General features: G+C 73.0%; 15 protein-coding genes. 11 read left to right on the plus strand and 4 right to left on the minus strand.

The features are described 5' to 3' along the window. The first annotated feature begins 219 nt into the window (after nucleotides 1–219). The 8 genes from AC0693_RS07190 (at nucleotide 220) to AC0693_RS07225 (ending at nucleotide 6,734) form a co-directional block, all read left to right on the plus strand. Entirely contained in the window at nucleotides 220–579 is a 360-nt protein-coding gene (locus tag AC0693_RS07190) for a histidine triad nucleotide-binding protein (protein WP_478801191.1), read from the plus strand. A 2-nt stretch (nucleotides 580–581) separates the two neighbouring features. Beyond that, nucleotides 582–1,487: a ribonuclease Z gene (locus AC0693_RS07195; RefSeq protein ID WP_469318559.1), complete on the plus strand. Its 906-nt coding sequence runs from the start codon at nucleotides 582–584 to the stop codon at nucleotides 1,485–1,487. A gap of 174 nt (nucleotides 1,488–1,661) precedes the next feature. Beyond that, a complete protein-coding gene (locus AC0693_RS07200; RefSeq protein ID WP_469318560.1) occupies nucleotides 1,662–2,813 on the plus strand; it encodes a carbohydrate kinase family protein in 1,152 nt (383 codons plus the stop codon). Nucleotides 2,814–2,962: 149 nt separating this feature from the next. Next, nucleotides 2,963–3,991, plus strand: a complete 1,029-nt coding sequence (locus tag AC0693_RS07205; protein ID WP_356410710.1) for a PhoH family protein — start codon at nucleotides 2,963–2,965, stop codon at nucleotides 3,989–3,991. A 12-nt stretch (nucleotides 3,992–4,003) separates the two neighbouring features. After that, nucleotides 4,004–4,501, plus strand: a complete 498-nt coding sequence (ybeY, locus tag AC0693_RS07210; RefSeq protein ID WP_356410713.1) for an rRNA maturation RNase YbeY — start codon at nucleotides 4,004–4,006, stop codon at nucleotides 4,499–4,501. Continuing rightward, the gene (locus AC0693_RS07215; RefSeq protein WP_468463310.1) at nucleotides 4,498–5,802 is read left to right on the plus strand and encodes a hemolysin family protein; all 1,305 of its coding nucleotides are present in this window, start codon (nucleotides 4,498–4,500) and stop codon (nucleotides 5,800–5,802) included. The genes ybeY and AC0693_RS07215 overlap by 4 nt, the downstream gene beginning before the upstream one ends. Beyond that, on the plus strand, nucleotides 5,799–6,152 hold the full coding sequence (locus AC0693_RS07220; RefSeq protein WP_469318561.1) for an MmcQ/YjbR family DNA-binding protein: 354 nt from the start codon (nucleotides 5,799–5,801) through the stop codon (nucleotides 6,150–6,152). Before AC0693_RS07215 ends, AC0693_RS07220 begins: the two co-directional genes overlap by 4 nt. A 210-nt stretch (nucleotides 6,153–6,362) precedes the next feature. Continuing rightward, a complete protein-coding gene (locus AC0693_RS07225) occupies nucleotides 6,363–6,734 on the plus strand; it encodes a cytidine deaminase (protein ID WP_356410722.1) in 372 nt (123 codons plus the stop codon). 22 nt (nucleotides 6,735–6,756) lie between these two features. Here AC0693_RS07225 and AC0693_RS07230 read toward each other — a convergent pair whose 3' ends face one another. Further along, nucleotides 6,757–8,088, minus strand: a complete 1,332-nt coding sequence (locus AC0693_RS07230) for an MFS transporter (protein ID WP_478801192.1) — start codon at nucleotides 8,086–8,088, stop codon at nucleotides 6,757–6,759. Between the two features lie 70 nt (nucleotides 8,089–8,158). Between AC0693_RS07230 and AC0693_RS07235 the strand changes: the two genes are divergently transcribed. From AC0693_RS07235 to era, 3 genes are all read left to right on the plus strand, one after another. Continuing rightward, the gene (locus tag AC0693_RS07235) at nucleotides 8,159–9,205 is read left to right on the plus strand and encodes a GlxA family transcriptional regulator (RefSeq protein ID WP_478801193.1); all 1,047 of its coding nucleotides are present in this window, start codon (nucleotides 8,159–8,161) and stop codon (nucleotides 9,203–9,205) included. 60 nt (nucleotides 9,206–9,265) lie between these two features. After that, on the plus strand, nucleotides 9,266–10,393 hold the full coding sequence (locus tag AC0693_RS07240; RefSeq protein ID WP_478801194.1) for a beta-xylosidase: 1,128 nt from the start codon (nucleotides 9,266–9,268) through the stop codon (nucleotides 10,391–10,393). 112 nt (nucleotides 10,394–10,505) lie between these two features. After that, nucleotides 10,506–11,456 (plus strand): GTPase Era, encoded by a 951-nt coding sequence (gene era, locus AC0693_RS07245; protein ID WP_468463316.1) that lies wholly within the window; start codon nucleotides 10,506–10,508, stop codon nucleotides 11,454–11,456. A 58-nt stretch (nucleotides 11,457–11,514) separates the two neighbouring features. Here the strand turns inward: era and AC0693_RS07250 are convergent, their stop codons facing one another. The 3 genes from AC0693_RS07250 to AC0693_RS07260 all read right to left on the minus strand — a co-directional run bounded on the left by AC0693_RS07250 (nucleotide 11,515) and on the right by AC0693_RS07260 (nucleotide 13,772). Next, nucleotides 11,515–12,195 carry a class I SAM-dependent methyltransferase gene (locus tag AC0693_RS07250; protein ID WP_356410737.1) on the minus strand — a complete coding sequence of 227 codons (681 nt, stop codon included), beginning with the start codon at nucleotides 12,193–12,195 and terminating at the stop codon, nucleotides 11,515–11,517. A 212-nt stretch (nucleotides 12,196–12,407) separates the two neighbouring features. Beyond that, on the minus strand, nucleotides 12,408–12,677 hold the full coding sequence (locus tag AC0693_RS07255) for a protealysin inhibitor emfourin (protein WP_478801195.1): 270 nt from the start codon (nucleotides 12,675–12,677) through the stop codon (nucleotides 12,408–12,410). An 18-nt stretch (nucleotides 12,678–12,695) separates the two neighbouring features. Then, a complete protein-coding gene (locus AC0693_RS07260) occupies nucleotides 12,696–13,772 on the minus strand; it encodes a M4 family metallopeptidase (RefSeq protein ID WP_469335904.1) in 1,077 nt (358 codons plus the stop codon). Nucleotides 13,773–14,127: the final 355 nt, after the last annotated feature.

Consider the following 14,127-nt stretch of genomic DNA (forward strand, 5'->3'; position numbering starts at 1 on the left):
AGGCGCTGCCGTAGGCAGGTGCCGGGTGCGCGTCTTGCGGTGCCTCCGGCGGGGCCTCAAACGCCGGGCGGGCTGGAGTCGGCTGGGCTGCGTCTGCCGGGCAGGGTGATCGTGGCCGGGCTGCGTCTGCCGGGCGGGCTGGAGTTGGCCGGGGCGCGTCCGCCCCGCCGGGGGAACGTTACGATGCGGGGAGTCGATCAACGGTATGGAGGCGCCGCTATGGGCGGGGAACCGCAGGCTGACTGCCTGTTCTGCAAGATCGTCAAGGGGGAGATCCCCGCGACCGTCGTTCACGAGACCGAGACGACCCTCGCGTTCCGGGACATAAACCCCCAGGCCCCGACGCACGTCCTCGTCATCCCCAAGGTCCACCACCCCGACGCCGCCTCCCTCGCCGCCGCCGAGCCCGCCGTCGCCGCGGACGTGCTGCGCGCCGCCGGTGAGGTCGCCGCGCAGGAAAAGGTCGCCGACTCCGGCTACCGGCTCATCTTCAACACCGGCGCGGGCGCCGGCCAGACCGTCTTCCACGCGCACGTGCACGTGCTCGGTGGCCGCGGTCTCGAATGGCCCCCGGGATAGCCGTGTCCGTACGGGAGTTCGTGGTGCTGGGCACCGCCAGTCAGGTGCCCACGCGCCACCGCAACCACAACGGCTACCTCCTGCGCTGGGACGGCGAGGGCATCCTCTTCGACCCGGGCGAGGGCACCCAGCGCCAGATGCTGCGTGCCGGGGTCGCCGCGCACGACATCAACCGGATCTGCGTCACCCACTTCCACGGCGACCACAGCCTCGGCCTCGCGGGCGTGATCCAGCGGATCAACCTCGACCAGGTCCCGCACCCCGTCACCGCCCACTACCCGGCCTCCGGGCAGAAGTTCTTCGACCGCCTGCGGTACGCCACCGCCTACCGCGAGACGGTCGCGCTGACCGAGGCCCCGGTGGCCGCGGACGGGGTGCTGGCGAGCGGGCCGGCGTACACCCTGGAGGCCCGGCTGCTCTCGCACCCGGTGGAGTCCTTCGGGTACCGGATCGCCGAGCCCGACGGACGCCGCATGGTTCCCGAGCTGCTGGCCCGCCACGGCATCAAGGGCCCCGACGTCGGCCGGCTCCGCCGCGACGGCGAGCTGAACGGCGTCACCCTCGACGAGGTCAGCGAGCACAAGCCGGGCCAGCGCTTCGCCTTCGTCATGGACACCCGGCTCTGCCCCGGCGTCGAGGCCCTCGCCGAGGGCTGCGACATGCTGGTCATCGAGTCCACCTTCCTGGACGCCGACGAACGCCTCGCCACGGACCACGGACACCTGACGGCCGCCCAGGCCGCCCGCGTCGCCCGCGCGGCCGGGGTCCGTCACCTCGTCCTGACGCACTTCTCGCAGCGCTACACCGACCCGGCCGACTTCGAGCGCGAGGCCCGCGCCGCCGGTTTCGACGGCGAGCTGACCATCGCCGCCGACCTCGTGCGGGTCCCGCTGCCCAAGCGCGGATAGGAGGCCGCCGGAGACCGGCACCCGCCCCCGCCGACCGTCGGCAACCGCACGGCGGGGAGGAGAAGAGCGTTCCTCCGGTGATCTGGGACACACTGTGTGGTGCGCCGGTCCGGCCCGGGCAGGGCCGGCGGCTTTCCGGATCCTCCACGCCGCGCACGAAACGGGGAACACGCCGTGACCAGTCGGAACAGCCGTCCGAGCCGGAACAGAGCCGACGGCGAACAGATCGACCCGCTCGGCGGGCTCCGCTCGCCCCGCGACCCGGACTGCGACGTCTTCCTGACCGGCACGGTCTTCCTCGACATCATCTTCACCGGCCTCGACTCGGCCCCCGTGCGCGGTACGGAGTCCTGGGCGCGCGGCATGGGTTCGAGCCCCGGGGGAGTCGCCAACATGGCGACCGCGCTGGCCCGGCTGGGGCTGCACACCTCGCTGGCCGCGGCCTTCGGCGACGACCACTACGGCGAGTACTGCTGGGACGCGCTGGAGCAGGGCGAGGGCATCGACCTGGCGATGTCGCGCCGGATTCCCGGCTGGCATTCGCCGGTCACCGTCTCGATGGCCTACGAGGGCGAGCGGACCATGGTCTCGCACGGCCACGAGGCGCCCCCCGGAGCCGGTTCCGACCCCATCCCGGACTGCCCGCCCCGGGCCAGGGCCGCGGTCGCCTCGCTGGCCCCGGGGCGCCGCGAGGAGTGGATCGCGGCGGCCGCCCGCCGCGGGGCCCGGGTCTTCGCGGACGTCGGCTGGGACGAGAGCGGGCGCTGGGACCTGGCCGCCCTGGCCGACCTGGAGCACTGCGAGGCCTTCCTGCCGAACGCCGCCGAGGCGGTGCGCTACACCGGTACGGACTGCCCCCGGGTGGCGGCCCGGGCGCTGGCCGAGCGGGTGCCGATCGCAGTGGTGACCATGGGCGCGCAGGGCTCGTACGCGGTGGACGGGCGGACCGGGGAGAGCGCCGAGGTCCCGGCGATCGAGGTGGAGGCCCTGGATCCCACGGGCGCCGGCGACGTGTACGTGGCGGGGTTCGTCACCGGCACCCTCGCCGGGTGGCCGCTCGCGGACCGGCTGGCCTTCGCGGGCCTGACCGCGGCCCTGTCGGTGCAGGAGTTCGGCGGCTCCCTGTCCGCGCCCGGCTGGCCGGAGGTGGCCCACTGGTGGCACGGGCTGCGGGCGCGCCCGGGCGGGGTCCCCGAGGGGCTGCGGCACTACGGGTTCCTGGACGACCTGCTGCCCGCGGACGCCGCCGAGGCCGCCGCGGAAGCGCGGCGGGCCGGGGTCCGGCGGCGCGCGGTGCCCACGATCGGCTTCCGCCACTCCGCGTAGCGGCCGGGCCGTGACCTGCCACGGCGGGCGGCGGAGCGGGGAAATCCCTTCGGGCAACCGGGCGGCAAGTCGTACGCTTGGTAATCCAGAGGGTCGTCGATCGGCGAGACCCCTCGACGGGAGGTATGTGCAGGCCTCAGAGCCGGCCCATGACTCAGACACCGACAGCCCGCACCCCCGCACTGCCGGGGCAGGCACGAGCCCACTTCACCGTTCCGGCCACGCACCCGATGGTGACGGTGCTCGGATCGGGAGACGCCCTCTTGCGCGTGATCGAGCGGGCGTTCCCCGCCACGGACATCCACGTCCGCGGCAACCAGGTAAGCGCGGTCGGCGACGCGGCGGAGGTCGCCCTCGTCCAGCGCCTTTTCGACGAGATGATGCTGGTGCTCCGCACCGGACTGCCGATGACGGAGGACGCAGTGGAACGGTCGATCGCGATGCTCCGCGCCAATGGCGCGGGCCCCGAGGGCCAGGGCGGCGAGGAGACCCCGGCCGAGGTGCTGACCCAGAACATCCTCTCCAGCCGTGGCCGCACCATCCGTCCCAAGACCCTCAACCAGAAGCGGTACGTCGACGCGATCGACAAGAACACGATCGTCTTCGGCATCGGCCCCGCCGGTACCGGCAAGACCTACCTGGCGATGGCCAAGGCGGTCCAGGCCCTTCAGTCCAAGCAGGTCAGCCGGATCATCCTGACCCGCCCCGCCGTCGAGGCGGGCGAACGCCTCGGTTTCCTGCCGGGCACCCTCTTCGACAAGATCGACCCCTACCTGCGCCCGCTCTACGACGCGCTGCACGACATGATCGACCCCGACTCGATCCCGCGCCTGATGGCGGCGGGCACGATCGAGGTCGCACCGCTGGCCTACATGAGGGGTCGCACCCTCAACGAGGCTTTTGTCGTGCTCGACGAGGCGCAGAACACCACCCCCGAGCAGATGAAGATGTTCCTGACCCGGCTCGGGTTCGATTCGAAGATCGTCGTCACCGGTGACGTGACCCAGGTCGACCTCCCGGGCGGGAGCAAGAGCGGGCTGCGTCAGGTCCAGGACATCCTCGAAGGGGTCCCGGACATCCACTTCTCGCGGCTCACCTCCGAGGATGTCGTCCGGCACAAGCTCGTCGGCCGTATCGTCGACGCGTACGAGCAGTACGACAGCCACAACGGGAAGTAGCCCAGAAGCACCATGTCGATCGACGTCAACAACGAGTCCGGAACCGATGTCGACGAGCAGGCGATCCTCGACATCGCCCGCTACGCGCTCGCCCGGATGAGGATCCACCCGCTGTCCGAGCTGTCCGTCATCGTGGTCGACGAGGCCGCGATGGAGCAGTTGCACATCCAGTGGATGGACCTGCCCGGACCCACCGACGTCATGTCCTTCCCGATGGACGAGCTGCGTCCGCCGTCGAAGGACGACGAGGAGCCCCCGCAGGGACTCCTCGGTGACATCGTGCTGTGCCCTGAGGTCGCCAAGAAGCAGGGCGAGGAAGCCCCGACGCAGCACTCCATGGACGAGGAGCTCCAGCTCCTCACCGTCCACGGGGTGCTGCACCTGCTCGGCTACGACCACGAGGAGCCCGACGAGAAGGCCGAGATGTTCGGCCTCCAGGCGGCCATCGTGGACGGCTGGCGGGGCGAGCGCGGGATGACCGGCGCCTCTCCCGCCCCCACCGTCTCGTGACCGCCCCTCAGCTGATCACCGGGGCGGTCCTGCTGGTCGTGGTGGCCTGGTTCGCGGCCTGCGCCGAGTCCGGGATCGCCCGCATGTCCAGCTTCCGCGCCGAACAGGCCGTACGGGCGGGACGGCGCGGCAGCGCCAAGCTCGCCCAGGTCGCCGGCGACCCGACCCGCTACCTCAACGTGGCGCTGCTGGTGCGGGTCACCTGCGAGATGGCGGCGGGCGTCATGGTCACCTACGTGTGCCTCGACTCCCTCGGCGACAACTGGCGGGCGCTGGGCACCGCCATCGCCGTCATGGTGCTGGTCTCCTTCGTCGCGGTGGGCGTCTCCCCCCGCACGATCGGCCGCCAGCACCCGCTGAACACCGCGACCGCGGCGGCGTACGTCCTGGTGCCGCTGGCCCGGGTGATGGGCCCCATTCCGCAGCTGCTCATCCTCATCGGCAACGCGCTGACCCCCGGGAAGGGCTTCCGCAAGGGGCCGTTCGCCTCCGAGGCCGAGCTGCGCGCGATGGTGGACCTGGCGGAGAAGGAGTCGCTGATCGAGGACGACGAGCGCCGGATGGTGCACCAGGTCTTCGAACTCGGCGACACCCTGGTGCGCGAGGTGATGGTGCCGCGCACCGACCTGATCTGCATCGAGCGGTACAAGACGATCCGTCAGGCGACCACGCTCGCGCTGCGGTCGGGGTTCTCGCGGATCCCGGTGACGGGGGAGAACGAGGACGACATCGTCGGCATCGTCTACCTCAAGGACCTGGTCCGCAAGACGCACATCAGCCGCGAGGCCGAGTCCGGACTCGTCACCACCGCCATGCGCCCGGCGGTCTTCGTGCCCGACACGAAGAACGCGGGTGACCTGCTGCGCGAGATGCAGCAGGTGCGCAACCACGTCGCCGTCGTCATCGACGAGTACGGCGGCACGGCCGGGATCGTCACCATCGAGGACATCCTGGAGGAGATCGTCGGCGAGATCACCGACGAGTACGACCGCGAGCTGCCGCCCGTCGAGGAACTCGGCGACGACCGTTACCGGGTGACGGCCCGTCTCGACATCACCGACCTCGGCGAGCTGTTCGGGGTGGAGGACTTCGACGACGAGGACGTGGAAACGGTCGGCGGACTGCTCGCCAAGGCGCTGGGCCGGGTGCCCATCGCGGGCGCGTCCGCGCTCCAGGACCTGCCCGACGGCCGCTCGCTGCGGCTGACCGCCGAATCCCCGGCGGGCCGCCGGAACAAGATCGTCACCGTACTGGTCGAGCCGGTCCGGCCGGCGCCGGCCGCCGAGGGGGAGACCGTATGACGCCCGCCGAGCTGCGCGCCTTCTGCCTTCAATTCAACGCGGTGGCGGAGGAGTTCCCCTTCAACCCGGAGACCTCGGTCTTCAAGGTGCTGGGCAAGGTCTTCGCGCTCTCGGCGCTCGACGGGGACCCGCTGAAGGTGAATCTCAAGTGCGAACCGGAGGCCGCGGTCCGGTTGCGTGCCGAGTACGGGGCGATCGAGCCGGGCTGGCACATGAACAAGCGGCACTGGAACACGGTGACCGTGGGCGGGCTCCCGGACGCGATGGTCAAGGAGCTGATCGAGGACTCGTACGACCTGGTGGTGGCGGGGCTGCCGCGGGCGGAGCGGCTGCGGCTCGACCGGTCCTGAGGCCGGGGCGGCCTGGGATCAAGGTCACATATTCTCCCGGTCTCCGGGCGGGTGCGATTCCCCGCTTTACGTTTAGGTTTGCATCCGCCAAGCAAGATCCGTTCCTGCTGGCCGGGACCCCGTGCCGGGGGCCGGGGGTGGGCATGGAGGGGAGAGCGCCTCGGCGCGGCCGTTGTACGGCCCCGCCGAGGCGCTCCTATGCTTTCCGGCATGACGGACAGCGATCACGACACCGCCGGCGCCGCGCTCGGCCCCGAGGACACCAAGATCATCACGCTGGCGCGCAGCGCCCGGGCCCGCAACGGGGTGTCCGAGGGCGCGGCGGTGCGGGACGAGACGGGCCGCACCTACGTCGCCGGGACCGTCGAGCTGGAGTCGCTGAAGCTCAGCGCGCTGCGGACCGCCGTCGCGATGGCCGTGGCCAGCGGGGCCGGCTCGCTGGAGGCCGCCGCCGTGGTCAGCGCGGCCGACAGCGTGAGCGAGGCCGACCGCGCCGCCGTCCGCGACCTCGGCGGGCCCGCCACGCCGGTCCTGCTCGCCGCCCCCGACGGCACCCTGCGGTCCACCACCACGGCGGGCTGAGCGGGGCTGCGCGCCGGGCCGGTCAGACGGTGGTCGCGGCCGTGACCGGGCCGGCCGGTTCGCGGCGGCGCCGGATGACCATCGCCATCAGCGCGGCCACCGCGCACAGCGCGCCCGACGCGTACCAGACGGGGTCGTACGAGCCGAAGGCGTCCCGGGAGAGGCCGGCCAGGAACGCCACCAGCGCCGCGCCCACCTGGTGCGAGGCCAGCACCCAGCCGAAGACGATCGCGCTGTCCTCGCCGTACCGCTCCCGGCACAGCGCGATCGTCGGCGGGACGGTCGCGACCCAGTCCAGGCCGTAGAAGACGATGAAGAAGACCATCGGCGGGTGCACCGAGGGCGCCAGCAGCATCGGCAGGAAGAGCAGCGAGACCCCGCGCAGCGCGTAGTACACCGCGAGCAGGCGGCGGGGCTCGAAGCGGTCGGTGAACCAGCCGGAGGCCACCGTGCCGATCACGTCGAACACGCCGATCACCGCCAGCAGTCCGGCCGCCGCCGTCACCGGCATCCCGTGATCGTGCGCCGCGGGCACGAAGTGCGTCTTGACCAGGCCGTTGGTGGAGGCGCCGCAGATCGCGAAGGTCCCGGCGAGCAGCCAGAAGGGGCCGGTGCGGGCAGCCTTGAAGAGCACGATGAGCGTCCGGCGGGCGGCGCCCGGCACGGGGGCGGGCTTGGGGGCGTACTCGCCGCCGTACGGGGCGAGGCCCACGTCCGCCGGGTGGTCGCGCAGCAGCAGCCAGACGAACGGTACGACGGCCAGCGCGGCCAGCGCGACGGTGACCGCCGCCGGGCGCCAGCCGTGGTGCTCCACCAGCCAGGCGAGCAGCGGCAGGAAGACCAGCTGGCCCGAGGCGCCCGCCGCGGTGAGGATGCCGGTGACCAGGCCGCGCCGGGCGGCGAACCAGCGGTTGGTCACGGTCGCCGCGAAGGCCAGCGCCATCGAGCCGCTGCCCAGCCCCACCAGCACGCCCCAGAAGAGCACCAGCTGCCAGGACGCGGTCATCCACACCGTGGCCGCCGTGCCGCCGGAGATCACCAGGAGCGCGGCGACGACGACCCGGCGGATGCCGTAGCGGTCCATCAGCGCGGCGGCGAAGGGCGCGGTCAGTCCGTACAGGGCGAGGTTGACGGAGACGGCGAAGCCGATCGTGCCGCGCGACCAGTCGAACTCCTTGTGCAGCGGGTCGAGGAGCAGGCCGGGCAGGGAGGCGAAGGCGGCCGCGCCGATGATCGTCACGAAGGTGACGGCGGCGACGGACCAGGCGCGGTGGACGCGCCCGACGGGGCGCGGGGCCGGAGCGGGAGAGGGGGCGTCGGGGGTGGCGCCGGGGAGGGGTGCTGTCTGGGTCACAGGGACAGCCTCCGGCGCCGGGGACCGGTGATCCAGTGGCCTGAACGACATGTGTCGCTACGATCGGGCCATGACCGATCGGGCCCGTACCTCCGCCCCGCCGCCGGCGCGGCCCCACCGCGTGGTCGTCCTCGCCCTGACCGGGCTGCTGCCCTTCGAGCTGGGCATTCCGCACCGGATCTTCGGCCGCGCCAAGGACCCGGCGGGCCGGCCGCTGTACGAGATCCTCACCTGCGCCCTCGCGCCCGGCCCGGTCCAGACCGACGCCGACTTCGCGATCGACGTCGCGCACGGGCCGGAGCTGCTGGCCACCGCCGACACGGTGGTCGTGCCCGCCTCCTACGAGCTGGGCCCGGTCTACGACGAGGGGCGCCTCACCCCCGAACTCCGCGCGGCACTCGCCCATCTGCGGCCCGGCACCCGGCTCGTCGCCATCTGCACGGGCGGGTACGTCCTGGCGGCGGCCGGATTCCTCGACGGCCGCCGCGCCACCACGCACTGGGCCTCCGCCGAGCACTTCCAGCGGCTCTTCCCCGCCGTCCTGGTCGACCCCGAGGTGCTGTACACGGACGACGGGGACGTCCTGACCTCCGCCGGGGTGGCCGCCGGGATCGACCTGTGCCTGCACATCGTGCGCTGCGACCACGGCGCGGCGGTGGCCAACGACGTGGCCCGGCGCACGGTCGTGCCGCCCCACCGGGAGGGCGGTCAGGCGCAGTTCATCGAGCGGCCGGTGCCGCGACCGCACCTCGCCAGCACGGCGGCGGCCCGCGCCTGGGTCATGGACCGGCTGCACGAGCCGGTGCGGCTGACCGAACTGGCCCGCCAAGAGGCCGTGTCGGTACGGACCTTCACCCGCCGCTTCCGCGAGGAATCCGGGGTCAGCCCCGGGCAGTGGATCCTCATGCAGCGGGTGGAACGGGCCCGCCAGCTGCTGGAGCGCACGGAGATGCCGATGGAACAGGTGGCCCGGGAGGCGGGGTTCGGCCATGCCCAGTCACTGCGCAAGCACGTACGGGCGGCGCTCGGGGTGAGCCCGACGGCGTACCGGCGGACCTTCCGCGCGACGCTGCCGCGATCTGATGGGCCATCAGATGAGGTGGGGCCCCGACCTTGACATCTGCCGCCGCCCGCTCGTGAATGGCCCCCTGCCGAGGTGGACAGCGGGGGTGTCGCGGTGCGCAGAGGGACGCGGAGCAGGTACCGGGGCCGGTCGGCCGCCGTCGGCCTGGCCGTCCTCGCCGCCGCGGCGGGCGGCACGTCCGGCGCACCCGCCGCCGCCGAGGACGGGGAACCGGCCCCGGCGGGCCGGGTCGCCTTCCCCACCCACTGCGTGCCGCCGCCACAGAGCGGGCTGCCGCCCGCCGACGGCCCCACCACCGCGGAGCTCACCGTGGACGACCCGGCGCCCCGGGTCGGCGACACCGTCACCGTCACCTACCGGGTGGCCGCGACCCCGGCCCCGAACCCGCTGACCACCGAGCTGCCCGCCGACGTGCTCACCCCCACCGCCGTGATCCTGCTGGCCGGGGCGCAGCAGGGCGCGGTCACCGTGGCCGGAACCGCGCGCAACGACCCCGTCCCGGCGGGCGCCGCCCTCCCGGACGTCACCATGACCGGCACCTTCACCGTCACCGCTCCGGGCGAGACCTCCTTCGCCCCCGGCGCCTACACCCTGCACACCCGGCACCTGCTCGACCTCGACACCCGCTGCGCGCCCGCCGCGGGGGAGCCCCCGACGGTCGCCGGACGGCTCACAGCGAGCTCGCTCCCGGCCGCGCACCCGCGCGCCGGCGCCCCCGGCGGCTCGTCCGGGGCCCCGGGCGCGTACCCGGCCGTCGAGCCCGCCCCGCCGGCGGCCGGGGTGCGGAAGGTGACGGCGACGATGCAGCCCGGGGCGCTGTCGATGACGCAGGCGGGCGCGTCGATCACGCTCGGCGCGATCCCGTTCGGCGGGGGCGCGGCCCCCGGCCGGATCGGCACGGTCACCGTCACGGACCTGCGGGGCGGCCCGGCGGGCTGGACTCTGACCGGCAAGGTCACCGACTTCACCGGACCCGGCGGGGTCCGGATCCCCGGGGCCGAGCTGAGCTGGACGCCGGTGTGCGTGACGGCGCCCGGGAGCCGGGGCACGTGCGTCGCGGGGAGTGCCGGGGTGGTGGGGCCGGAGGGGGCGGTCCTCGCCCGGGCCCCTGCCGCGGCGGCGAGCGGGACGTTCACCGCGGACGCGACCGTCTCCCTCCGGGTGCCGCCGTACACCCGGCCGGGCGGCTACACGGCCGTCCTGACCCTGACCCTGTCGTGAGGGGCGGGCGCGCCCCGGGTACGCCGCGCACCCCCGGCTCGGGGCCCCCTCGGCGGGTGCGCTCGCCCTGCTCGCCGTGGCCTGGTCGGCGCTGGGAGCCGCATCGGGGAGAATGGCCCGTATGAGCGATCGTTCCCCCGAGCCCACCGCCCCGCACCGCGCGGGCTTCGCATGCTTCGTCGGCCGTCCCAACGCGGGCAAGTCGACCCTGACCAACGCACTCGTGGGTACCAAGGTCGCGATCACCTCCAACCGGCCGCAGACCACCCGCCACACGGTCCGGGGCATCGTGCACCGCCCGGACGCGCAGCTCGTCCTGGTCGACACCCCCGGCCTGCACAAGCCGCGCACCCTGCTGGGCGAGCGGCTGAACGACGTCGTACGGGCCACCTGGTCCGAGGTCGACGTCATCGGCTTCTGCGTCCCGGCCGACCAGAAGCTCGGCCCCGGCGACAAGTTCATCGCCAAGGAACTCGCGGGGATCAAGAAGACCCCCAAGATCGCCATCGTGACGAAGACCGACCTGGTCGAGTCCAAGGCGCTCGCCGAGCAGCTGCTCGCCCTCCACCAGCTCGGCGCCGAGCTGGGCTTCGAGTGGGCCGAGATCGTCCCCGTCTCCGCGGTGGGCGACAGCCAGGTCCAGCTGCTGGCCGACCTGATCGCCCCGCTGCTCCCGGAGAGCCCGCCGCTGTACCCGGAGGGCGACCTCACCGACGAGCCCGAGATGGTCATGGTGGCCGAGCTGATCCGCGAGGCCGCGCTGGAGGGCGTGCGCGACGAGCTGCCGCACTCCATCGCCGTGGTCGTCGAGGAGATGATCCCGCGCGAGAACCGTCCGGCCGACCGCCCGCTGCTGGACATCCACGCGAACGTCTACATCGAGCGGCCGAGCCAGAAGGGCATCATCATCGGCCCGAAGGGCTCCCGCCTGAAGGAGGTCGGGATGAAGTCGCGCAAGCACATCGAGGCGCTGCTCGGCACCCCGGTCTTCCTCGACCTGCACGTGAAGGTCGCGAAGGACTGGCAGCGCGACCCGAAGCAGCTGCGCAAGCTCGGCTTCTGAGCCGGGCGCGGCCGCCACGGCGCCGCGCCGTGGCCGCCGTGCTCCGGTCCGCCGGTGACTACCGCAGCCGCCGCACCTTCACCGCGTTGTCCGTCCGGGTCCCGGGCCGGCCGTCAGGCCGGTCCTGGGCCCGTTCGTGCTCCTCGGCCAGGAGCACCTCCCACGCGCCCTCGGGCAGCTCCAGTTCCGCCACGACCTGCTCCGGCGTCGGGAAGCGGACCTCGGGGTGCGTGTTCTCCTGCCAGTCGGCCCAGCCCGCGTGGCCCACGATCAGCAGGATGCCGCCGGGGGCGACCGAAGCGGCGGCCGTGCGCAGGATCCGCTCGCGCGGGAAGTCGCCGTAGGAGTGCAGGAAGCTCGCCGTGACCAGATCGAACTCCCCGGCCGGGAACGACTCGGCCAGGTCGTGGCGCTGCCAGTCGATCCGGTCGCCGACGCCCGCCTCGGCGGCGTGCGCGGCGGCCCGCTCCAGGGCGACGGCGGAGATGTCCGTGGCGGTGACCCGCCAGCCCCGGCGGGCCAGCCAGACGGCGTCGCCGCCCTCGCCGCTGCCGAGGTCCAGGGCGCGGCCCGGCGTGACGCCCTCGATCTCCCGGACCAGGACCGCGTTCGCGTTCCCGGACCAGATCCGCTCGCTCTCCCGGTAGCGGGCGTCCCAGAACTCCGCGCCCGTGGCGGTCCCGGGAGCCGGGCCGTCCTGCGGCCGTGCCGGGGCGTGCGCGTGCGTCTGCTCGGGCATGGGGACCTCTTCCTGCCGTACGGGCGCCGGGCGCCCGGGGGTGACTGCCTGCCCTCCCGATGCTGCGCCCGCTCCCGCGTCCGGGCCAACGTTTGTTGCCGCTTCGGCAAAAGCGCCCCCGGAGCCGCCCTACGCGGCCCCTTCCGCCGCATGGGCATGCAGTCCGCGGGCTTCGCCGACGGCCCGTGGCGAGGGGCTGTTTTCGGCCATGGTCAGGCGCCTTCCTTGAGGACCCGCACGATCAACTGGCGCTGCGCGTCGGACAGGTGCGGGTCCCGGCACTGCACCGTCCGCCCGTCGACCGTGATCCGGTACGAGAATCCGTCCCGCACCCCGTCGCTGGACGGCCGCGGCGGCCCCGGCCGCAGCGCGAGCTGGGCCAGGGCCTGCCATTCCGCCTCGTCGGGCAGGCCCGACGTGTCGATCTCCACCCGGCGCTCGATGCCCGCGAAGCCGCCGGTCCGCACCACAAGAATCCGCATGGGACCTGTCTACCGGCTCTAGGAGGTCGGCACACCCACCTGGGACCACGCCTTCACGAGCGCCTCGTGCTCGGCGCCGCCGGACCCGAAGCGGGTGGCCGCCGCGGCCACCGACAGCCGCGCGAAGTCCGCGAAACTCGCGTCCTTGGCCAGTTCGCCGCCGGTCAGGGTGTCGTACCAGACCTGGCCGGCCCGCTCCCAGGCCTTGCCGCCGAGTTCGGTGGCGGCCAGGTAGAAGGCGTGGTTCGGGATGCCGGAGTTGATGTGCACGCCGCCGTTGTCCCCGCTCGTCTTCACGTAGCCGTCCATCGTCGCGGGCTGCGGGTCCCGGCCCAGCTCGTCGTCGTCGTAGGCGGTGCCGGGAGCCTTCATGGAGCGCAGGGCGACCCCGCTGACGTTCGGCCCGAGCAGCCCCGCGCCGATCAGCCAGTCGGCGTCCTGCGCCGTCTGGTCCAGGGAGTACTGCTTGATGAGCGAGCCGAAGACGTCCGACATCGACTCGTTGAGGGCGCCGGACTGGCCGTAGTACTCCAGGTTGGCCGTGTACTGGGTGACGCCGTGGGTCAGCTCGTGCCCGATGACGTCCACCGACACGGTGAAGTCGAGGAAGAGGTCGCCGTCGCCGTCCCCGAAGACCATCTGGGTGCCGTCCCAGAAGGCGTTGTTGTAGGCCTCGCCGTAGTGGACGCTCGCGTGCAGGGGCAGGCCCGAACCGTCGATCGAGTGGCGTCCGAACGCCTTCAGGTACAGCTCGAAGGTGGAGCCGAGCCCGGCGTAGGCGCGGTTGACGGAGGCGTCCTTGTGCAGCGGCCCGCCTTCGGCGCGGACCTTCCTGCCGGGCAGCCGGGTGTGGTGCTGGGCGTCGTAGATCGTGCGCGCCGGGGTGTCGGAGACCGGGACGTCGAGCGCCGGGGCGATGCCGCGGACGGTGTTGAGGCGGCGCCGGGTGCGCTGGAGCGCGTCGTGTTCGAGGGTGCGCTGCGCGAGGTCGGCGCGGCGGGTGTCCTCGGAGCGGGCGATCCGGTCGAGGACGTGGGGCGGCACGATCGTGCAGAAGACGGGGTGGTGAGCGGGGTGGTGACGCGTGGCATCCATGGCGGCAATGTGGCACTGGGTCATGCCAGTGTCACTAGCTGCAACCATGATTCATTCGACTGTCTGAAACCCGCGGGAGCGAGGTTGACGGATCGCCCGGACCTCGCGCGGACAAGAGAGTCTTAACTCGCAAGAGGTACAAAACAGACTGCATGGTCTTGCATACTGAAACAGGTCCCCGCGCAGCCGCGCGGCTGGGCTAAGGTGCGGCCATCATGCGTTTTGGGCTGCTTCTCCTTAGCTGCCGCGGCGAGGGCCTGTAGTCGTAGGCCGACCCCCTCCCCGCGGAGTCCGGTGTTGCGGTTTTACTGCCTGTCGGCCGTCCCAGCGAACATCACGTGGACACGCGAGGAGC

The organism is Streptomyces sp. NPDC043876, from assembly GCF_056435825.1.

Coding starts and splice junctions, on each gene's coding strand:
- AC0693_RS07235 (WP_478801193.1), top strand. CDS start 8,159: ATGACCGATCGGGCCCGTACCTCCGCCCCGCCGCCGGCGCGGCCCCAC.
- AC0693_RS07225 (WP_356410722.1), top strand. CDS start 6,363: ATGACGGACAGCGATCACGACACCGCCGGCGCCGCGCTCGGCCCCGAG.
- AC0693_RS07190 (WP_478801191.1), top strand. CDS start 220: ATGGGCGGGGAACCGCAGGCTGACTGCCTGTTCTGCAAGATCGTCAAG.
- era (WP_468463316.1), top strand. CDS start 10,506: ATGGCCCGTATGAGCGATCGTTCCCCCGAGCCCACCGCCCCGCACCGC.
- AC0693_RS07260 (WP_469335904.1), bottom strand. CDS start 13,772: ATGGATGCCACGCGTCACCACCCCGCTCACCACCCCGTCTTCTGCACG.
- AC0693_RS07220 (WP_469318561.1), top strand. CDS start 5,799: ATGACGCCCGCCGAGCTGCGCGCCTTCTGCCTTCAATTCAACGCGGTG.
- AC0693_RS07255 (WP_478801195.1), bottom strand. CDS start 12,677: ATGCGGATTCTTGTGGTGCGGACCGGCGGCTTCGCGGGCATCGAGCGC.
- ybeY (WP_356410713.1), top strand. CDS start 4,004: ATGTCGATCGACGTCAACAACGAGTCCGGAACCGATGTCGACGAGCAG.
- AC0693_RS07205 (WP_356410710.1), top strand. CDS start 2,963: ATGACTCAGACACCGACAGCCCGCACCCCCGCACTGCCGGGGCAGGCA.
- AC0693_RS07250 (WP_356410737.1), bottom strand. CDS start 12,195: ATGCCCGAGCAGACGCACGCGCACGCCCCGGCACGGCCGCAGGACGGC.